The sequence below is a fragment of the Streptomyces sp. NPDC050211 genome, assembly GCF_040656035.1.
In the GTDB taxonomy this organism is placed as follows: domain Bacteria; phylum Actinomycetota; class Actinomycetes; order Streptomycetales; family Streptomycetaceae; genus Streptomyces.
Genome location: NZ_JBFALC010000003.1, coordinates 201,839 through 221,290 on the forward strand (window position 1 = coordinate 201,839; position 19,452 = coordinate 221,290).

Annotated in this window: 21 protein-coding genes; 14 read left to right on the forward strand and 7 right to left on the reverse strand. The window is 70.1% G+C overall.

Annotated elements, in window-relative coordinates; all coding sequences use genetic code 11:
- The first annotated feature begins 181 nt into the window (after nucleotides 1-181).
- The 4 genes from AB0I98_RS04870 (at nucleotide 182) to AB0I98_RS04885 (ending at nucleotide 4,165) form a co-directional block, all read left to right on the forward strand.
- Nucleotides 182-1,255: a M4 family metallopeptidase gene (locus AB0I98_RS04870; protein ID WP_362935340.1), complete on the forward strand. Its 1,074-nt coding sequence runs from the start codon at nucleotides 182-184 to the stop codon at nucleotides 1,253-1,255.
- A 20-nt stretch (nucleotides 1,256-1,275) separates the two neighbouring features.
- The gene (locus tag AB0I98_RS04875; protein WP_362935343.1) at nucleotides 1,276-1,542 is read left to right on the forward strand and encodes a protealysin inhibitor emfourin; all 267 of its coding nucleotides are present in this window, start codon (nucleotides 1,276-1,278) and stop codon (nucleotides 1,540-1,542) included.
- Nucleotides 1,543-1,622: 80 nt separating this feature from the next.
- On the forward strand, nucleotides 1,623-2,927 hold the full coding sequence (locus AB0I98_RS04880; RefSeq protein ID WP_362935346.1) for a GH1 family beta-glucosidase: 1,305 nt from the start codon (nucleotides 1,623-1,625) through the stop codon (nucleotides 2,925-2,927).
- Nucleotides 2,924-4,165: an MFS transporter gene (locus AB0I98_RS04885; protein WP_362935349.1), complete on the forward strand. Its 1,242-nt coding sequence runs from the start codon at nucleotides 2,924-2,926 to the stop codon at nucleotides 4,163-4,165. The genes AB0I98_RS04880 and AB0I98_RS04885 overlap by 4 nt, the downstream gene beginning before the upstream one ends.
- 82 nt (nucleotides 4,166-4,247) lie before the next feature.
- Here AB0I98_RS04885 and AB0I98_RS04890 read toward each other — a convergent pair whose 3' ends face one another.
- Entirely contained in the window at nucleotides 4,248-5,102 is an 855-nt protein-coding gene (locus AB0I98_RS04890) for an NAD(P)-dependent oxidoreductase (RefSeq protein ID WP_362935352.1), read from the reverse strand.
- Between the two features lie 132 nt (nucleotides 5,103-5,234).
- On the opposite strand from AB0I98_RS04890, the gene AB0I98_RS04895 reads away from it, so the two are divergent.
- From AB0I98_RS04895 to AB0I98_RS04935, 9 genes are all read left to right on the forward strand, one after another.
- Nucleotides 5,235-6,083: a helix-turn-helix transcriptional regulator gene (locus AB0I98_RS04895; protein ID WP_362935355.1), complete on the forward strand. Its 849-nt coding sequence runs from the start codon at nucleotides 5,235-5,237 to the stop codon at nucleotides 6,081-6,083.
- Nucleotides 6,084-6,205: 122 nt separating this feature from the next.
- Nucleotides 6,206-7,276 carry a PhoH family protein gene (locus AB0I98_RS04900; RefSeq protein ID WP_362935358.1) on the forward strand — a complete coding sequence of 357 codons (1,071 nt, stop codon included), beginning with the start codon at nucleotides 6,206-6,208 and terminating at the stop codon, nucleotides 7,274-7,276.
- Nucleotides 7,277-7,289: 13 nt separating this feature from the next.
- Complete coding sequence (gene ybeY, locus AB0I98_RS04905; RefSeq protein ID WP_210574466.1) at nucleotides 7,290-7,787, forward strand: rRNA maturation RNase YbeY; 498 nt, start codon at nucleotides 7,290-7,292, stop codon at nucleotides 7,785-7,787.
- Nucleotides 7,784-9,082, forward strand: a complete 1,299-nt coding sequence (locus tag AB0I98_RS04910; protein WP_362935361.1) for a hemolysin family protein — start codon at nucleotides 7,784-7,786, stop codon at nucleotides 9,080-9,082. Before ybeY ends, AB0I98_RS04910 begins: the two co-directional genes overlap by 4 nt.
- Nucleotides 9,079-9,438, forward strand: coding sequence for an MmcQ/YjbR family DNA-binding protein (locus AB0I98_RS04915; RefSeq protein ID WP_362935364.1), 360 nt, complete (start codon nucleotides 9,079-9,081; stop codon nucleotides 9,436-9,438). Before AB0I98_RS04910 ends, AB0I98_RS04915 begins: the two co-directional genes overlap by 4 nt.
- Before the next feature lie 23 nt (nucleotides 9,439-9,461).
- Nucleotides 9,462-9,815, forward strand: a complete 354-nt coding sequence (locus AB0I98_RS04920) for a cytidine deaminase (protein WP_362935367.1) — start codon at nucleotides 9,462-9,464, stop codon at nucleotides 9,813-9,815.
- 209 nt (nucleotides 9,816-10,024) lie between these two features.
- Nucleotides 10,025-10,495 (forward strand): hypothetical protein, encoded by a 471-nt coding sequence (locus AB0I98_RS04925; RefSeq protein ID WP_362935370.1) that lies wholly within the window; start codon nucleotides 10,025-10,027, stop codon nucleotides 10,493-10,495.
- A gap of 178 nt (nucleotides 10,496-10,673) precedes the next feature.
- Nucleotides 10,674-11,993 carry a beta-xylosidase gene (locus AB0I98_RS04930; protein ID WP_362935373.1) on the forward strand — a complete coding sequence of 440 codons (1,320 nt, stop codon included), beginning with the start codon at nucleotides 10,674-10,676 and terminating at the stop codon, nucleotides 11,991-11,993.
- Nucleotides 11,994-12,048: 55 nt separating this feature from the next.
- A complete protein-coding gene (locus AB0I98_RS04935) occupies nucleotides 12,049-13,059 on the forward strand; it encodes a DUF916 domain-containing protein (protein WP_362935376.1) in 1,011 nt (336 codons plus the stop codon).
- Here the strand turns inward: AB0I98_RS04935 and AB0I98_RS04940 are convergent.
- Nucleotides 12,953-13,291, reverse strand: coding sequence for a P-II family nitrogen regulator (locus AB0I98_RS04940; protein ID WP_362935379.1), 339 nt, complete (start codon nucleotides 13,289-13,291; stop codon nucleotides 12,953-12,955). The two genes, AB0I98_RS04935 and AB0I98_RS04940, sit on opposite strands and share 107 nt — an antisense overlap.
- A 149-nt stretch (nucleotides 13,292-13,440) precedes the next feature.
- On the opposite strand from AB0I98_RS04940, the gene era reads away from it, so the two are divergent.
- A complete protein-coding gene (gene era, locus AB0I98_RS04945) occupies nucleotides 13,441-14,400 on the forward strand; it encodes a GTPase Era (protein ID WP_362935382.1) in 960 nt (319 codons plus the stop codon).
- A 4-nt stretch (nucleotides 14,401-14,404) separates the two neighbouring features.
- Here era and AB0I98_RS04950 read toward each other — a convergent pair whose 3' ends face one another.
- The 5 genes from AB0I98_RS04950 to AB0I98_RS04970 all read right to left on the reverse strand — a co-directional run bounded on the left by AB0I98_RS04950 (nucleotide 14,405) and on the right by AB0I98_RS04970 (nucleotide 19,438).
- Nucleotides 14,405-15,517, reverse strand: a complete 1,113-nt coding sequence (locus AB0I98_RS04950) for a PfkB family carbohydrate kinase (protein WP_362935385.1) — start codon at nucleotides 15,515-15,517, stop codon at nucleotides 14,405-14,407.
- A gap of 222 nt (nucleotides 15,518-15,739) precedes the next feature.
- Entirely contained in the window at nucleotides 15,740-17,029 is a 1,290-nt protein-coding gene (locus AB0I98_RS04955; RefSeq protein ID WP_362935388.1) for a glucarate dehydratase family protein, read from the reverse strand.
- A gap of 130 nt (nucleotides 17,030-17,159) precedes the next feature.
- Complete coding sequence (locus AB0I98_RS04960; protein ID WP_362935391.1) at nucleotides 17,160-18,152, reverse strand: adenosine deaminase; 993 nt, start codon at nucleotides 18,150-18,152, stop codon at nucleotides 17,160-17,162.
- A 20-nt stretch (nucleotides 18,153-18,172) separates the two neighbouring features.
- Nucleotides 18,173-19,078 carry a ribonuclease Z gene (locus AB0I98_RS04965; protein WP_362935394.1) on the reverse strand — a complete coding sequence of 302 codons (906 nt, stop codon included), beginning with the start codon at nucleotides 19,076-19,078 and terminating at the stop codon, nucleotides 18,173-18,175.
- A gap of 6 nt (nucleotides 19,079-19,084) precedes the next feature.
- Entirely contained in the window at nucleotides 19,085-19,438 is a 354-nt protein-coding gene (locus AB0I98_RS04970; RefSeq protein WP_362935397.1) for a histidine triad nucleotide-binding protein, read from the reverse strand.
- Nucleotides 19,439-19,452 lie beyond the last annotated feature (14 nt).

The following is a 19,452-nucleotide window of genomic DNA, read 5'->3' on the forward strand; positions in this document are numbered from 1 at the left end:
TCTGTATCAATATGCGGGACTAGAGCGCCCCGTCAGGGGCGCGGGGAACTGCGCGACAAGCCCCCACCAGCCCGCAGCCAATAACACAGCGCAACCAGCGTACGCCCCAAACATCCCCACATTTCACCAATCAAGGTCGCGGATAGTGACAGCCAGCTAACGCACTGCCATCGTGCGGACCATGACGACAAACGGGGGCTACACGCCCGTCTTCTGCACCGTCGTACCACCCCACATCCTCGACAAGCTCGCCCAGGCCGAGGACCCCATGCTGTCCGGCCCCGCTCGCAAGACCCTCGAGCGCGACGCCTACCAGCGCACCCACCGCCGCCTGACCACCGTCCTCGGCGCACCCACGGTCGCCCCACCCGCCGAAGCCGCCGCAGGCAAACCGCACCGCACGATCTACGACGCCGAGCACAAGACCGACCTGCCCGGCAAGAAGGTCCGCGGCGAGGGCGACGAGCCCGGCAAGGACGCCACCGTCAACCGCGCCTACGCGGGCCTGGGCGCGACGTTCGAGCTGTTCCTCAAGGCGTACGGGCGCGATTCGATCGACGGCAACGGACTGCCGCTCGACGCGACCGTGCACTACGACGAGGACTACGGCAACGCCTTCTGGAACGGCGAGCAGATGGTCTTCGGCGACGGCGACAGCGAGATCTTCCTCGACCTCACCATCCCGATCGACGTCATCGGCCATGAGCTGGCCCACGGCGTCACCCAGTACACGGCGAACCTGACCTACTTCGGCCAGCCGGGCGCCCTGAACGAGTCGATGTCCGACGTCTTCGGCTCGCTGATCAAGCAGTACACCCTCGGCCAGACCGCCGCCGAGGCGGACTGGCTGATCGGCGCGGGCCTGCTCGCCCCGCGCGTGACCGGCAAGGCGCTGCGCTCCATGAAGGAGCCGGGCACGGCGTACGACGACGACGTCCTCGGCAAGGACCCGCAGCCCGCGACGATGGACGACTACGTCCGCACCGGCCGCGACAACGGCGGTGTGCACATCAACTCCGGCATCCCCAACCACGCCTTCTACCTCGCCGCGACCGCGCTCGGCGGTCACGCCTGGGAGCGGGCCGGGCAGATCTGGTACGACGTGCTGACCGGGGGCGAGCTGAAGGAACAGGCCCTCTTCACCGACTTCGCCACGCTGACGGTCGCTGCCGCGAAGGCACGGTACGGCGACAGCAGCGAGGAGATTCAGGCCGTACTCAAGGCCTGGGAGCAGGTCGGGGTGCGCACCCTCTAGTTCCGTACTAGACAGGACCCATGCGTATTCAGGTGCGGCGCACAGGCGGATTCGCGGGCATCGAGCGGCACGTCGAGGTGGAGACCTCGGGGCGGCCCGATGCCCAGGAGTGGCACTCCCTGGCCGAGAGCGCGGTCGCGGCCGGCCGGGGCGTGCCCCCCGTAGGGGTTCCGGACGGCTTCAGCTACCAGATCACCGTGGACGGCAAGACGGTGTACTGCTCGGATCCCCGGCTCACGGAGGAGCAGCGGAAGCTGATCTCCAGGGTGCTCAAGGAAGGCGCGTAACAGGTCGGGGAAAGGCGCGTAACTGCTTGTTCACGCCTGCCCGTTGACTTCCGTTACCGGCGGTACGGATGATCCGGCGCATGGCGACCGATCCGATACCTCAGTTCCCCTCCGGCTTCCTGTGGGGCGTCTCGACGTCCGCCCACCAGATCGAGGGGGCGGCCGACCAACGCGAACCCTCCGTCTGGGACGCCTTCACGGCCGAGCCGGGGCGGGTGAAGGACGGCTCGACGGCGGCGGTGGCCTGCGACCACTACCACCGCTACCGCGAGGACGTGGCACTCCTGGCCGAGCTGGGCGTGGACGCGTACCGCTTCTCGATCTCCTGGCCGCGGGTCCGGTCCGAGGGCGGACTGGACTTCTACGACCGTCTGGTCGACGAGCTGTGCGCGGCGGGCGTACGTCCCGTCCCGACCCTCTTCCACTGGGACCTGCCGGTGTCCCTCGACTGGCTGAAGCGGGACACGGCTGCGCACTTCGCGGAGTACGTGTCGACGGTGGCCGACCGCCTGGGCGACCGGGTCACGAAGTGGATCACCCTCAACGAGCCCGCCGAGCACACCCTGTTCGGCCATGCGATCGGCGCCCACGCACCGGGCAAGCAGCTGATGTTCGACGCGCTGCCTGCCGCCCACCACCAACTCCTGGCCCACGGCCTGGCCGTACAGGCACTGCGCGCCTGTGGCGCCACCGACATCGGCATCGCCAACTCGCACGGCCCGACCTGGCCGGCCTCCCGCGAACAGGCGGACCTGGAGGCGGCCGCCTTCTATGACCTGCTGCTCAACCGCCTCTTCGCCGACCCCGTCCTGCGCGGTGAATACCCCGAGGGGATCGGCGAGTTGATGCCAGGGGACGTCGCGGCCGACCTCAAGGTCATCGGCGAGCCGCTGGACTTCTACGGCGTCAACTACTACGCGCCGACGCGCGTGGGCGCCCCGCAGGGCACCGACATCGAGTTCGGCGGGCTGACGATCCCGGCCGAACTCCCCTTCTCCGTCCACGAGATCGACGGCGTCCCGGTGACCGACTTCGGCTGGCCGGTGGTCCCGGAGGGCCTGACCGAGCTGCTCACCGGCTTCCACGAGCGCTACGGCGACCGGCTCCCGCCCGTCGTGATCACCGAGAACGGCTGCTCGTACCAGGGGATCGACGACCAGGAACGGATCGCCTACCTGGACGCCCATGTGCGCGCGCTGCACCGGGCGGTGGAGGCGGGCGTGGACGTACGCGGCTACTTCGTGTGGTCGCTGCTGGACAACTTCGAGTGGGCGGAGGGGTACGCGCGGCGCTTCGGGCTGGTCCACGTGGACTTCGAGACGCTCGCCAGGACCCCGAAGGCGTCGTACGCCTGGTTCCGGGATGTGCTGCGGGCCCAGAGATGACCGGGGTCGCCCTCGCGGAGCCCGTCGAGCGGGTCGGCCGGGGCTGGACCTCGGCCCTGTCGCTGGCCAACGTGGCGATCTGGGTGGGCTGGTACGGCCCGCTGCAGATCCTGCTGGCCCGGCAGGCGGAGGACTTCGCGCCCGGCACCGGCATGTCGAAGGAGACGCTGCTGGCGTGGGTGACGGGCATGGGCGCGGTGGTGTCGCTGGCGGCCAACCCGTTCTTCGGCGCACTGTCGGACCGGACCACGGCCGACTGGGGCCGCCGTACGCCGTGGATCGTGGCCGGAGCGGCGGGCGGTGCGCTGTCGTTGCTGCTGCTCGCGGGCGCGGGCGGGCTGTGGACGATGGCGGTGGGCTGGTGCCTGGTCCAGCTGACCCTGAACGCGGCCTTCGCGGCGGTGACGGCGGCGGTCCCGGACCGCGTGCCGCGGCTGCAACGGGGTTCGGTGGGCGGGTGGTTGGGGGCGGCGCAGATCCTGGGCGCGGTGGTCGGGACGGGGCTGGCGACGGCGGCGGGCGGGATCGCGGCGGGGTACGCGGCGTGCGCGCTCTTCTCTCTGGCGGGTGTACTGCCGTACGTCCTGCGATACGGGGATCTCCGGCTGGCGGTCACGGACCGGCCGCCCTGGTCCGCGAGCGCCTTCCTCAAGGGCTTCTGGCTGAGCCCGCGCCGCTACCCGGACTTCGGCTGGGCCTGGCTGACCCGCTTCCTGATCAACCTCAGCAACGCCCTCGTGATCCTCTACCTGCTCTACTACCTGCGGGACCGCCTGCACCACGACGACCCCGAGTCCGGCGTCTTGATCCTCACCGCCGTGAACAGCGTGACACTGCTGGCCACCGTCGTGGTCGGCGGCGCCTGGTCGGACCGCGTGGGCCGCCGCAAGCCCTTCGTGCGCTGGTCCGGCGTACTGATGGCCGCGGCCACAGCTCTCCTGGCCGCCTGGCAGACCTGGCCGAGCGCAATCGTCGTGGCAGCCCTGCTGGGCGTGGGCCTCGGGGTCTTCATGTCGGTCGACTTCGCCCTGATGACGGACGTCCTGCCAGAGGCCCGGGACCGCGGCAAGGACCTCGGCGTGATCAACGTGGCCAATTCCTTGCCCCAAGTCGCGGCCCCCGCCCTGGCCGCCCCGATCGTTACGCACCTGGGCGGCTACCGGGTGCTGTACGCGGTAGCCGCGGCGGTGGGGTTGGCGGGGGCGGTGCTGGTTGGACGTATCAAGGGCGTGGACTAGAGCGCCCCGACAGGGGCGCGGGGAACTGCGCGACCAGCCACAACAGCCCCGCAGCCGCTCAACCACCCATCGCAGCACCCCGTTAGAGCGCCCCCGCCTCCCGAGCCGCATAAACACTCGGGAACAACGGCCGATACCCCAGCTCCCGCCGAATCCGCTCGGTGGACATGACCGCCAGCCACGGGTCAGGATCGCTGCGCGAATACAGCTCCTCAGGAACCTCCACCCCGTTCAGCTGATGCAACTCAACAGCCGTGACGGTCGCATCGTCGGCGATGTTGTACGCCCGGCCCGCGATCCCCGGCGCGTACAGAATCCGCAGCAGCCCTTGCGCAACGTCCGCGTGATGGCCCATGTGCAACCGCTGCGTCGCCGCCCAGCCGCCGGCCCACATCAGCGACTGGGCCAGATGCGGATCGCCCTCGCCGTAGACGAAGGGAAGCCGGCCGATCCGTACGTCCAGGCCCTCCAACGCGAGCAGCTCCCGCTCGGCCGCCGCCTTGGACTCGGGATAGGCGCCCCACATCGACCCGCCGGGCCGGCTCTCGTCGTCCTCGGTGAGCGGGCGCCCCCGTCCGACGCCGTACACCAGACCCGTGCTGACCTGCACGAACCTCCGCACGCCGGCCGCTTGTGCGGCGCGGCCCAGCTCGACCGCCGCGTCCCGGTTGACCGCCCGCGCCTCCTCGTCCGGCACCCCGCGGAAGGACGCCGCGACGTTCACGACCGCGTCCACCCCGGCGACGGCCTTGCCGAGCGCCTCCGTGTCCCGCAGGTCGCCGACGACGACCTCGGCGCCCAGCTCGGCGAAGGGCTCGCCCCGCGCCGCGTCACGCACCAGTACCCGCACCCTCTCCGCGGGCCGCGCCTGCGCCAGCAGCCTCGGCACGAACCGCCGCCCGACCTGCCCCGTCGTACCCGTCACCAGTGTCAACATGATCTGCTCCTCACGAACCGGATGCTCTGCTGCCACCACCCTCGGACGGTGCGACGCCGGCCGGGAGAGACCCGTCGATCAGGGGACCGACAGTCCCTGGATACGGCGGGCGGCGTGCCGCAGGCTGGACGCGTGAACCGAGCCGAACTCGCGGACTTCCTGCGCCGGAGCCGCGCCCGCCTGACCCCGTCGGACGTGGGCCTGGCGCCGGGCGCCCGGCGCCGTACGGCCGGTCTGCGGCGCGAGGAGGTGGCGCAACTGACGGGTATGTCGGTGGACTACTACACGCGCCTGGAGCAGTCCCGCGGTCCCCGTCCGTCCCGGCAGATGCTGGCGGCGCTGGCCCGTGCCCTGCGTCTCACCGCCGACGAGCGCGACCATCTGTTCCACCTGGCCGGCGAGGAGCCACCGCGCCGCGAGACGGCATCGGCGCACGTCCAGCCCGGCCTGATGCTGATCCTGGACCGGCTGCATGACACACCGGCGCAGGTGCTGACCGACTGTGGCGAGGTGCTGGCCCAGAACGCCATGGCGCGGGCGCTGACCCGCGATGTGATGTCCCGGCCCCCGGTCGAGCGCAACATCCTCCGCCTCTACTTCCTGGACCCTCAGACGCGCACCCTGTTCCCGGAGGAGGACCGGGCCGAGCACGCACGCGCCCATGTGGCCAATCTGCGGGCGGTGGCCGCCGCCCGTCCCGACGACCCGGAACCCGCCGCGCTGGTCGCCGAGCTCCGTGCGTCGAGCGAGGAGTTCGCGCGCCTGTGGGACGAACACGAGGTGTCGCTGCGCCACCGGGCGACCAAACGCTTCCTGCACCCTCTGGTCGGCCTGCTGGACCTCGACTGCGAGGTCCTGCTCAGCCACGAACACCACCAGCTGCTGGTCATCCACACCGCCCGCCCGGGCACGGAGGCCCACGAACGCCTCCAGCTGCTGCGCGTGCTGGGCCTGCAGAACATGTCGGTGAGCAAGCCCTGAGCCGGTCCGATGAAAAGACCTACGGCGTTGTCAGTCTCCCGGCGTACCCTTGAAATCGCCAGGCCGCCCTTGTGGCAGGCGAGTCGTATGGAGGAGGACGTGCAGGCCTACAGAGCCGGCCCATGACTCAGACACCCACAGCTCACACCCCTGCGCAGGGGCAGGCACGAGCACAGTTCACCGTCCCCGCCCAGCACCCCATGGTCACCGTCCTGGGGTCCGGCGACGCCCTCCTGCGCGTGATCGAGAAGGCCTTCCCGGCGGCCGACATCCACGTCCGGGGCAATGAGATCAGCGCGGTCGGCGACGCCTCTGAAGTCGCCCTCATCCAGCGCATGTTCGACGAGATGATGCTGGTGCTCCGCACCGGACAGCCGATGACGGAGGACGCAGTGGAACGCTCGATCGCCATGCTCCGGGCGAGTGAGAACGGGGAGAGCGACGGCGAGGAGACCCCCGCCGAAGTCCTCACGCAGAACATCCTCTCCTCCCGCGGCCGCACGATCCGCCCCAAGACCCTCAACCAGAAGCGGTACGTCGACGCGATCGACAAGCACACGATCGTCTTCGGCATCGGCCCCGCCGGTACCGGCAAGACCTATCTCGCCATGGCCAAGGCGGTGCAGGCCCTGCAGTCCAAGCAGGTCACCCGCATCATCCTGACCAGGCCCGCGGTCGAGGCGGGCGAGCGTCTCGGCTTCCTGCCGGGCACGCTGTACGAGAAGATCGACCCGTATCTGCGCCCGCTGTACGACGCGCTGCACGACATGCTCGACCCCGACTCCATCCCGCGGCTCATGGCGGCGGGCACGATCGAGGTCGCGCCGCTGGCGTACATGCGCGGGCGTACGCTGAACGACGCCTTCATCATCCTGGACGAGGCCCAGAACACGAGCCCCGAGCAGATGAAGATGTTCCTCACCCGCCTCGGCTTCGAATCGAAGATCGTGATCACGGGTGACGTCACCCAGGTCGACCTCCCGAACGGCACCAAGTCCGGTCTGCGCCAGGTCCAGGACATCCTGGACGGCGTCCCGGACGTCCACTTCTCCCGGCTCTCGTCCCACGATGTCGTTCGACACAAGCTCGTCGGCCGTATCGTCGACGCGTACGAGGAGTACGACAACCAGCACGGCACCCAGAACGGCACCCACAAGGGCGGCCGCAGCAAGTCCGGGCACAAGGGGAAGTAGACCGAGCAGCACCATGTCGATCGACGTCAACAACGAGTCCGGAACCGAGGTCGACGAGCAGGCGATCCTCGACATCGCCCGCTACGCCCTCGCGCGGATGCGCATCCACCCGCTCTCCGAGCTCTCGGTGATCGTCGTGGACGCCGCAGCCATGGAGCAGCTGCACATCCAGTGGATGGACCTGCCGGGCCCGACTGACGTCATGTCCTTCCCGATGGACGAGCTGCGTCCGCCGGCGAAGGACGAGGACGAGCCGCCGCAGGGCCTGCTCGGCGACATCGTGCTGTGCCCGGAGGTCGCCGAGAAGCAGGGCAAGGAAGCCGAGACGCAGCACTCCATGGACGAGGAGCTCCAGCTCCTGACCGTCCATGGAGTGCTGCACCTGCTGGGCTACGACCACGAGGAAGCGGACGAGAAGGCCGAGATGTTCGGGCTCCAGGCGGCGATCGTGGACGGCTGGCGGGCGGAGAAGGGCCTCACCGGCCCGTCCCCGGCCCCGACCGTGTCATGAGCCTCCCGCTGATCTCCGGCGCCGTCGCCCTGGTCGTCGTCGCCTGGCTCGCCGCGTGTGCGGAGGCCGGTCTCGCCCGTGTCTCCAGCTTCCGCGCCGAGGAGGCCGTCAAGTCCGGCCGCCGCGGCAGCGAGAAACTCGCCCAGGTCGCCGCCGACCCGACCCGCTACCTCAATGTCGCGCTGCTGGTGCGTGTGGCCTGCGAGATGGCCGCCGCGTCGATGGTGACGTACGCCTGTCTGAACGAGATCGAGGGCACCACCCGGGCCCTGCTCGCCGCGATCGGCGTGATGGTCCTGGTGTCGTATGTCGCCGTCGGCGTCTCCCCGCGCACCATCGGCCGCCAGCACCCGCTGAACACCGCGACGGCGGCGGCGTACGTCCTGCTGCCGCTGGCCCGCGTGATGGGCCCGATCCCGCCCCTGCTGATCCTCATCGGCAACGCGCTCACCCCCGGCAAGGGCTTCCGCCGCGGCCCCTTCGCCTCCGAGGCGGAGCTGCGCGCGCTGGTCGACCTCGCCGAGAAGGAGTCGCTGATCGAGGACGAGGAGCGCCGCATGGTGCACTCCGTCTTCGAGCTGGGCGACACCCTCGTACGGGAGGTCATGGTCCCGCGCACCGACCTGGTCGTCATCGAGCGCTACAAGACCATCCGCCAGGCCCTGACGCTGGCGCTGCGCTCCGGTTTCTCGCGGATCCCGGTGACCGGCGAGAGCGAGGACGACATCGTCGGGATCGTGTATCTGAAGGACCTGGCCCGCAAGACGCACATCAGCCGGGACGCCGAGTCCGAGCTGGTCTCCACGGCCATGCGGCCCGCCGCCTTCGTGCCCGACACCAAGAACGCCGGCGATCTGCTCCGCGAGATGCAGCAGGACCGCAACCACGTCGCCGTCGTCATCGACGAGTACGGCGGCACGGCCGGCATCGTCACCATCGAGGACATCCTCGAGGAGATCGTCGGCGAGATCACCGACGAGTACGACCGGGAACTCCCGCCCGTCGAGGAGCTGGGCGAGGAGCGCTACCGCGTCACCGCCCGCCTCGACATCGGCGACCTAGGCGACCTGTACGGCCTGGAGGCGTACGACGACGAGGACGTGGAGACCGTCGGCGGACTCCTCGCCAAGGCCCTCGGCCGCGTCCCCATCGCCGGGGCGTCGTCCGTCGTCGAACTCCCCGACGGCCGTGAGCTGCGGCTGACCGCGGAGGCCGCCGCGGGACGCCGGAACAAGATCGTGACGGTGCTGGCGGAGCCGGTGGGGGCCTCGAAGGAAGGGGAGGAAGAGGAGTGAGCCCCGAGGAGTTGCGCGGCTTCTGCCTTTCCTTCAACGCGGCGGTGGAGGACTTCCCCTTCGCCCCGGACATCTCGGTCTTCAAGGTCCTGGGCAAGATGTTCGCCCTGAGCTGGCTGGACTCCCGCCCGCTCACCGTCAACCTCAAGTGCGACCCGGAGGACGCCATCCGGCTCCGCGGCGAGTACGAGGGCCTGATCATCCCCGGTTACCACATGAACAAGCGCCACTGGAACACGGTCACTGTGGACGGCGCACTCCCGGACCAGCTGGTGCGCGAGCTCATCGAGGACTCCTACGACCTCGTCGTCGCCGGACTTCCGCGCGCCGATCGACTCCGCCTGGACCGGGCCTGACGGCCACTTCGTATGCTCAGGGCATGACCGACAGCAGCGCGCTTGACCCCGAGGACCGCAAGATCGTCACCCTGGCCCGTTCCGCGCGGGCCCGCAACGGCGTGCCCGAGGGGGCGGCCGTACGGGACGAGACCGGGCGTACGTACGTCGCCGGGACCGTTGCCCTCGACTCGCTGAAGCTGAGCGCGTTGCGGACGGCCGTGGCGATGGCGGTGGCGTCCGGGGCGACGTCGCTGGAGGCGGCGGCCGTGGTCACGGCGGCCGAGTCGGCGTCGGCCGAGGACCGGGCGGCGGTGGCGGATCTGGGCGGTCCTGGCACGCCGGTGCTGGTGGCCGGGCCCGACGGCACGGTAAGGATGACCGTGCCCGCAGGCTGAAAACCGCCCTTTTCAGAGTCGTCCGGAATTCAGCCTTGCCGACCCGCGTCTCCCACGCATCAATGGGACCCGTAGTTCCGACGGACCGTCAGATTCATCGCTCCACCCCCCACCGAGCGTCCCGCACCACGCGCGTCGACGGCCCCGTCGGGCTCTCCCATCCATCCCCACATGGCATTCCCAGACACGGGAAGGGAGCCGGATTCCCCATGAAACGCATAGCAACGGGTGCGGCACTGACGGTCGGGGCCCTCGCGGTCACCGGCCTGGCCTTCGCACCGGCCGCCCTCGCCGTCGCGCCGACGACGGCGACGCTCACCGCCGACTGCGGCAGTTTCGGTGGCGGCGCGGCCACGCTCACGGCCACGCAGAACGGCACCGCGGCGACCATGACCCTCAAGTCGTCCGCCGTCAAAGCGCCGATCGGGCTGGGCGCGGACTCGATCACGTCCACTCTCACCCTCGTGAAGGCGGGCGGCGGCACCACCACCTTCACCGCCAAGGAGAACCCGGCCATGGCGGCCGGCGACGACGTCCAGGTCGGTCCGCTCCCCGGGACCGTGGCCTCCGGCGACAGCCTGGAGGCGTTCGGCGGATCGCTGAAGATGTCGGTCCTCGGCATCACCATCACCTGCACGGCGACGGGACCGCAGTCACCGGGTCCGTTCGTGTTCGACTGACAGTCACATAGCCGATGGGTCGTCAGTTCCCTGGAGTGGCAAAGGAACTGACGATCCATCAGCTCTTTTCGGCGTCTCCATTGACTTCTCACGCAATCCCCACATCAATGCCCCACAGTGGGCGCGGGAGTCAGCAGCCGCGCCCGCATCCTCAGCCATCGCTCAGGAGGGGGCACCCATGGCTACGAGAGCCCGAAGACGCCGCTGGTCATCGCTGCTCGGGGTGACCGCGCTCGCGGTCACCGGGGGCGGCGCACTGGCCTGTCCGGCCAATGCAGCGCCCACGAACGTGGACTTCGCCACGCACTGCATCCCGCCCGACATCGCGGGCATCCCGCCGATCGACGGCACCACGACGGCCAGTGTCGCGGTGGACAACGCCAGTCCGAAAGTCGGCGACACCGTCACCGTCACGTACACGGTCGTCAAGCCCGCCGCCAACAACCCCACCGCCATCGCCCTGCCGGCCGACATCATGACGCCCACCGGCAAGGTCACCCTCGGCGGGGCACAGACCGGGGACGTGACCGTCGCCGGGCCGAAGAAGAACGACCCGGTGCCGGGCAACGGCCCCTTCCCGTCGTTCTCCATGACCGGCACGTTCAGGGTCACCGCGCCGGGGTCGATCACGCTCTCGCCCGGCGACTACAACATCCACACCAGCTACATCCTTGAACTGGACACCCCGTGCACGGTGATCACCCCGCCCGCCCCGGTCTCCGAGACCATCACGGCGACGGACGGCAATCCCACCAACAACCGTGCCATCTCGCTGAGTTCGGCCTCCGGCAACCCGGGTGACAGCGTCACCGTCAGCGGCAGCGACTTCACGCCGGGGGCGACGGTCACGCTGGCCGGGCGGTCCGGCTCCACCCAGACCGCGGACCAGGCCACCGTCACCGCCTCAGCGAACGGCTCCTTCAGCGGTTCGCTCGTCGTCAACGACAAGACCACGACCGGTGTGGTGGCGTACGAGGGGAGTGCGTGGAGCGCGGAGAAGGGGGCCGGGCCCGCCGCGTACGTCGTCAATGACGACACGCCCGTGCCCGACGGAAGCCAGAAGCTGACGACGACCGTGAAGGCGGGGACGCTGTCCATGTCCCAGGCCGGGGACTCCGTACGGCTGTCGGCGGTGGACTTCGGCGAGGGCGGGGCATCGACGGGCTCGCTGCAGACGGTCACCGTCGAGGACTTCCGGGGCGGGCCCGCAGGATGGTCCCTCACCGGCAAGGTCACCGACTTCACCGGGCCGGGCGCCAAGATCGACGCCGGGAAGCTGAAGTGGACCCCCGCGTGCGCCACCAAGGCGGGCAGCCCGAGCACGTGCCAGACCGGTTCGTCCGGCGTGGTCGGAAGTGCGGGCGCCACCCTGGCGTCCACGCCCAACGGCACGCTCACCGGCGGCGAGTTCACCGTCGACGCCGGGCTCTCCCTGGACGTACCGGCGTTCACGCCTCCGGGCTCGTACGCCGGAGTGCTCACCCTCACGCTCAGCTGACCGCACGGGCGTCCGCACCCGCCCGTTCACCTCATCCACGTGGGGGTCCGCACCCATGCGCAAGCTGTACGTCCTCCTCCTGGGCCTGCTCCTCACCGCCGTCGCCGCGCCCGCGCACGCCGCCGACAACGGCAGCTGGTCCGTCTACCCGGCCGCCTCGAAGGTCGCCGCGCGCCCGTACTTCTATCTCTCCGCCGATCCCGGGACGACCGTCGAGGACAAGGTCGTCGTCGCCAACAAGACGGGTCGGCCGCTGACGTTCCGGCTGTACGCCGCCGATGCCTACAACACCGCGCGCGACGGCGGATTCGCGGTGCGGACGGTCAAGGAGAAGCAGCGCGGAATCGGAGCCTGGGCCAGGCCCGCCAAGTCCCGGGTGACCGTCCCCGCGCACGGCGAGGTCACCGTCCCCTTCACGCTCCGCGTGCCCGAGGGCGCCGAACCCGGCGACCACCCGGGCGGGTTGGTCGCACTCGACGAACGCGTGGACCGGGGCGAGGGCTCACTCGCGCTCGGTGTGCAGCGGGCCGTCGCCGCCCGGATCTACCTCCGTGTCGGCGGTCCGACGCTCCCCGCGATCGCCGTCGAGGACGTCCGCGTCACCCATCACCAGCCTCTCGTCCCGGGCCTCGGCGACAGCACGGCGACGATCTCCTACACGCTGCACAACACCGGGAACGTCACCCTGAACCCGAAGGTGGAGCTGCGCGCGAAGGGCCTGTTCGGCCGTACGCTGCTGGCCCGCGACCTGTCGCGTATCCCCACGGAACTGCTGCCGCGCCAGCGCGTCCGGCTCACCGAGCCCTGGCGCGGGGCGCCCCAACTCGACTGGGGCGACGTGACGTTGACGGCGAGCGCGCAGGACACGCGCGAATCGGCCGGCGCGTCGTTCTTCGCGCTGCCGTGGCTGATCGGCGTGGTGCTGCTGGTCGTGGTGGTCGTCGGGGTGGTGCTCGGGGTCAGAGCGCGTCGGGGCCGCGCTCGCCGGTCCGCACGCGTACGACCGTCTCCACGGGCAGCACCCACACCTTCCCGTCCCCGATCTTCCCCGTCTGCGCGGCCTTGACGATCGCGTCGATGACGTCGTCCGAGGCGGCGTCCTCGACGACGATCTCGATACGGACCTTCGGTACCAGGTCGACCTGGTACTCGGCGCCGCGGTACACCTCGGTGTGGCCGCGCTGCCGGCCGTAGCCGCTGGCCTCGGTGACGGTCAGACCGTGCACGCCCAACTCCTGGAGCGCGTTCTTGACCTCGTCGAGGCGGTACGGCTTGACGATCGCGGTGATGAGCTTCATGCCGGGGCTTGACCTTCTGGGCGGAGGGGACGGGGGACGCGCTGACCGGGGCGTCATGGCCCGGGACGCCGCGATCGTATGCGGTCCGGGCGCGCACCGTAAGGAGGCGGGCGTGCACTGGTGCGGCGGGGGCCTGTGGATCAGGGAGAATGGGCGCCATGAGCGTGCGTATCAAGTCATCCGAGCCGTCCGAGGCCACCCATCGCGCCGGCTTCGCCTGCTTCGTGGGCCGCCCCAACGCGGGCAAGTCCACCCTTACGAACGCTCTGGTCGGCCAGAAGGTCGCGATCACCGCGAACCAGCCGCAGACCACGCGGCACACGGTACGGGGCATTGTGCACCGGGAGGACGCCCAGCTGATCCTGGTCGACACCCCTGGACTGCACAAGCCGCGTACGCTGCTCGGCCAGCGGCTCAACGACGTCGTACGCACCACCTGGGCCGAGGTCGACGTGATCGGCTTCTGTCTGCCGGCGAACGAGAAGCTCGGCCCCGGTGACCGCTTCATCGCCAAGGAACTGGCCGGGATCAAGAAGACCCCGAAGGTCGCCATCGTCACGAAGACGGACCTCGTCGACTCCAAGACCCTGGCCGAGCAGCTGATCGCGATCGACCAGCTCGGCAAGGAGCTCGGCTTCGAGTGGGCGGAGATCGTGCCGGTGTCCGCGGTCAAGGACCAGCAGGTGGACCTGCTGGCCGACCTGCTCGTCCCGCTCCTGCCGGAGGGCCCCGCCCTCTACCCCGAGGGTGACCTCACCGACGAGCCCGAGCAGGTCATGATCGCGGAACTGATCCGCGAGGCCGCGCTGGAGGGCGTCCGCGACGAGCTCCCCCACTCCATCGCGGTCGTCGTCGAGGAGATGCTCCCCCGCGAGGACCGCCCCGCCGACAAGCCCCTCCTCGACATCCACGCCTTCGTCTACATCGAGCGCCCCAGCCAGAAGGGCATCATCATCGGCCCCAAGGGCAAGCGCCTGAAGGAGGTCGGCATCAAGAGCCGCAAGCAGATCGAGGCGCTGCTGGGTACCCCGGTCTTCCTGGACCTGCATGTGAAGGTGGCGAAGGACTGGCAGCGCGATCCGAAGCAGCTGCGCAAGCTCGGCTTCTGAGCTGTCAGGCCGACCTTCGGAAGCCGATCGTCGGGACGGCTCGGCGTAGGGGCCAGGGGCGGGCCGCTGTTTTGGGGACCAGGGGCTGAAGGAACGCGTAGCGCTGGAGCGCCGCCCGGTCCTGTCTCTCCAGGGACTGCACCTCGCGCCACCATGTGGCGATCTCGGCCCAGCCGGGGGCCGAGAGGGAGCCGCCGAATTCCTGGACGGAGAGGGCGGCTGTGAGGCCGGCGAAGGCGAGGCGGTCGGCGAGGGGCCAGCCGGCCAGGGTGCCGGTGACGAAACCGGCCACGAAGACGTCCCCGGCGCCGGTCGGATCGAGGGCTTCCACGGCGATCGCGGGCACCTCCGCGGTCTCGCCGGTGCGCCGGTCCACGGCGTACGCGCCCTCCTTGCCGAGGGTGACGACGGCGACCGGCACATGCTCGGTGAGGGCGTGGGCGGCGGCGCGCGGGCAGGTGGCGCCGGTGTAGCGCATGGCCTCCTCGGCGTTCGGCAGGAACGCCTCGCAGTACTTGAGGTCGGTCAGCCCCGCCAGGTCCCAGGCACCGGTGTCGTCCCACCCCACGTCGGCGAAGATCCGGGCGCCCTTGCCCGCGGCCTGGGCGACCCAGTGGGCGGATCTGCCGGGGGTGAGCGAGGCGATCGCGGCACGCGCGCGGGGCGGGCAGTCCGGCGCGGGCTCCTCCGGCGGCGGCTCGTGGCCGTGGGAGACCATCGTGCGCTCGCCCTCGTACGCCATCGAGACGGTGACCGGCGAGTGCCAGCCGGGCACGGTGCGTGCCAGGGAGAGGTCGATGCCCTCGCCGTGCGCCAGGGCGTCCCAGCAGTACTCGCCGTAGTGATCGTCACCGAACGCCGCCGCGAGGGAGGTCCTCAGGCCCAGCCTGGCCAGCGCGGTCGCCATGTTGGCGACGCCGCCGGGGCTGGAGCCCATCCCGCGGGCCCAGGACTCGGTGCCCCGCACGGGCGCCGAGTCGAGGCCGGTGAAGATGATGTCGAGGAAGACGGTGCCGGTGAGGTACACGTCCCAGGGCGGGTCGTCTGACCTGCGCAGGGGCCCCAGGGGGTCGACCTGGGCCTGGCAGCGGTGTCCCTCTCCGTTGAACACGATCACGGTGAGCTCCCTGGCATGGTGCGGATCAGGCCAGTGTGCCTCACACCACTGACACCGCGCCGTCGCTCACCGGCAGCCACCGCCCCGCGCGGGCCCGCCGCAGGTCCCGGCCGTACGGTGCGGGCGGCACCCGGCGTCACGCCGGGCGCGGTCGCCGTGGGAGCCTTCGCCGGCTCCGTACGGATCCGGTCATTGCGTCCACCGGAACGCCTCGATCGCGCATCACCAGCGGGGCACCGCCGGGGTGACCCAGCCCGGGTCGGCGATGCGCATGGCGGCCGCGTCGTCACGCTCCCGCAGCGCGCCGTCGTCGTCCAGCCACCGCTGGTGCAGGAACCGCAGCTTGTCGCGGTCGAGCTCGACGCCGAGGCCGGGGGCGTCACGGACGGCGACCTTGCCGCCCTCGAAGGTCAGCCGCTCGGTGAGCACGTCCTCCGACTGCCAGGGGTAGTGGGAGTCGCAGGCGTGGTGGAGGTCCGGGACCGTCGAGGCCACGTGGGTCATCGCGGCGAGGCTGATCCCCAGGTGGGTGTTGGAGTGCATGGACACCCCGACGCCGAAGGTCCGACAGATCGCGGCGAGTTGCTGCGTGTTCCGCAGCCCGCCCCAGTAGTGGTGATCGGAGAGGACGACCTGCACGGCGTCCTTCGCGAACGCCTCCTTGATCTCGCCGAACGTCGTCACACACATATTGGTGGCGAGCGGCACGTCCGTCCCGGCGGCGACCTCGGCCATCGCGGACGTACCCAGCGTGGGATCCTCCAGATACTCCAGAACGTCCCCCACCTCCTCCGCCACCGTCAGCGAAGTCGCCACGGACCAGGCCCCGTTGGGATCGAGACGCAGCGGATGCCCGGGAAACGCCTCCGCCAGCGCCCGTACGGCCGCGATCTCCTCCTCCGGCGGAAAAACACCCCCCTTGAGCTTGAACGACGTAAACCCGTACCGCTCCTTGAACACCCGGGCCTGCTCGACCACCCCGGCCGGATCGACGGCGGCCCCCCAGTCGTCCTTCTCGCAGGCCACTCCCTCCGGATGATCGGCCCACCTGTAGAACAGGTACGCGCTGTACTCGACCGCGTCCCGCACCTTCCCGCCGAGCAGCGCATGCACCGGCACCCCGAGCGCCTTACCGAGCGCGTCCAGACAGGCCACCTCGAAGCCGGAGACGACGGACAACCGCAACTTGTCAGCGGTCTGGACACCCCGCAGCCCGCCGACGTCGACCTGCCCGGAGACCCGCGACTGGTCGACGGCGACCTCGTCGGCGACCGTGAACAGCCCGTTCAAGTCGGAGACTTGACGTCCGATCAGCTTCTCGGCAAAGGGTCGTGCCAGCTCCAGGTACTTGGTGTCGCCGTACGTCTCGCCGACTCCCGTGATCCCATCACCGGTCACGACCTCGACGATCAACCGGGGCGTGTACGGCTGATGGACACCCTGGGTGTTCAGCAGGGGCGGGTCGGCAACGAGGACAGGGGTGAGGCGCACGTCGGTGATGGAGAGGTCCACAGGGCGGCTCCTATGAAGTCGAGTAAGCATGACTACAGCGCCCCTTTAGGGGCGCGGGGCTGTGTTGAATTTGCGGCTACCGCCGCGTGGGCGCGATCAACCCCCACCGGCCCGCAGCAAACCAGCCCGCTCAGCCAAACTCGTACGCCGCGACCTCCGCCAGATACCCCGCCCGCCGCTCCTCATCGTGCCCAAGAAACGCCGCGAGGAACGAGTTACGCGCCAACTCCCGCAGCCGATCCTCCCCAAGCCCCAACTCCGACCGCACCGCATCGTAGTTGTCGCCCACATACCCACCGAAGTACGCCGGATCATCGGAGTTGACCGTGCACAACAGCCCCGCATCGAGCATCGCCGGCAACGGATGATCGGCGAGGACGTCCACCGTGCGCAACCGGACATTGGAGAGCGGACACAGAGTCAGCGGCACACGCTCACGCACCAACCGTTCGACGAGGACCGGGTCCTCCATACACCGCAGCCCATGGTCGATCCGCTCGACGCCCAGCACGTCCAGCGCCTCGGTGATGTACTCCGGCGGCCCCTCCTCCCCCGCATGCGCGACGCGCCGCAGCCCCAGCTCCGCCGCCGCCTCATACACCTCACGGAACTTCACCGGCGGATGCCCGACCTCGGCGGAGTCCAGCCCGATCCCCACGATCCGGTCGAGATACGGCTTCGCGGCCTCCAGCGTCGCCATCGCCGACTCGGCGGACTCGTCGCGCAGGAAGCACATGATCAGCTGCGTGGAAATGCCATGCGCCTCCACGCTCAGGTCGAGCGCGCGGGACAGCCCCTCGACGACCGTGCCCATGCCCACGCCCCGCGCGATGTGCGCCTGCGGGTCGAAGAAGATCTCCGCGTGCCGCACACCCTGCGAGGCGGCACGCGCGAGGTAGGCGTTGGCGAGATCCTCGAAGTCCCGCTCGGTCCGCAGAACGGCCATGAGCTCGTAGTACAGGTTCAGAAAGGACTGGAGATCCTCGAACTGGTACGCCTTGCGGAGCTGGTCCGTGTCGGCGTACGGCAGCTCGACGCCGTTGCGCGCGGCGAGCTCGAAGGCCAGCTCGGGCTCGAGTGTGCCTTCGATGTGGAGGTGCAGTTCCGCTGTGGGGAGGGGCATCGAAATATCGTACGGGCGTTTTATCGCCGTTTCGGAACCGGCACCCTCAGCAGATCGTGCGCCACGGTCAGCTCCCCCTCGAACCCGGCGGCCCGCGCCTGCCGCTCGAATTCGTCGGGCTCGGTGTACCGCTGGCTGAAGTGGGTGAGCACGAGATGCCGTACGCCGCTCTCCTTCGCCACCCGCGCCGCCTGACTGGCCGTCAAATGGCCGTGCTCTACGGCGAGTTGCTCATCCTCGTCGAGGAACGTGGACTCGATGACGAGCATGTCGCAGCCCTCGGCGAGGGCGTACGCCCCGTCGCACAGCCGGGTGTCCATGACGAACGCGAACCGCTGTCCGCGGCGGACTTCACTGACGTCCTCCAGCGTGACACCTCCGAGAGCGCCCTCGCGCTGGATGCGGCCCACGTCCGGGCCCTTGATGCCGTGCGCGGCGAGCCGGTTGGGGAGCATCCGCCGCCCGTCGGGCTCGACGAGGCGGTAGCCGTAGGACTCGACGGAGTGGGAGAGTTTGCGCCCTTCGAGCGTGTAGGCGGGGGTGGTGGCAAGCACCCCGTCGGCGGCCACGGGTGCCTGGGTGAGCTGGACCGTCTCCCGGTAGGCGGTGGCGTAGCGCAGCCGGTCGAAGAAGCGCTGGCCCGACTTCGGGTAATGGGCGGTGATCTCGTGCGGCACCTGGTCGAGGTTGATGCGCTGGATGACGCCGGCGAGGCCCAGGGAGTGATCGCCGTGGAAGTGGGTGACGCAGATCCGGTTCAGGTCGTGGGCGGCGGCCCCGGCGCGCAGCATCTGGCGCTGGGTGCCCTCGCCCGGGTCGAACAGGATGCCCTCGCCGTCCCAGCGGAGCAGATAGCCGTTGTGGTTGCGGTGCCGGGTCGGGACCTGGCTGGCCGTGCCGAGGACCACCAATTCACGTACGGACACGGTGAGTTACCCGGGCGGCCACTGCATGCCGCGACCGCCCATGACATGGGCGTGCGCGTGGAAGACGGTCTGGCCGGCGCCGGCTCCCGTGTTGAAGACGATGCGGTAGCTCTCCAGCTTGTCCTCGTCGGCGACCGCGTGCGCTTCGCGGAGTATGTCGGCGGCGATCATGGGTTCCGCGGCTGCCAGCTCGGCGGCGCTGGGGTAGTGCGCCCTCGGGATCACCAGGACGTGGGTGGGCGCCTGGGGGTTGATGTCCCGGAACGCGACGGTCGTCTCCGTCTCTCGGACGATCGTCGCCGGGATGTGCCCCTCGACGATCTTGCAGAACAGACAGTCGTCCTGCGGTTCCCCTGCCATGCGTGTGCCTCCTC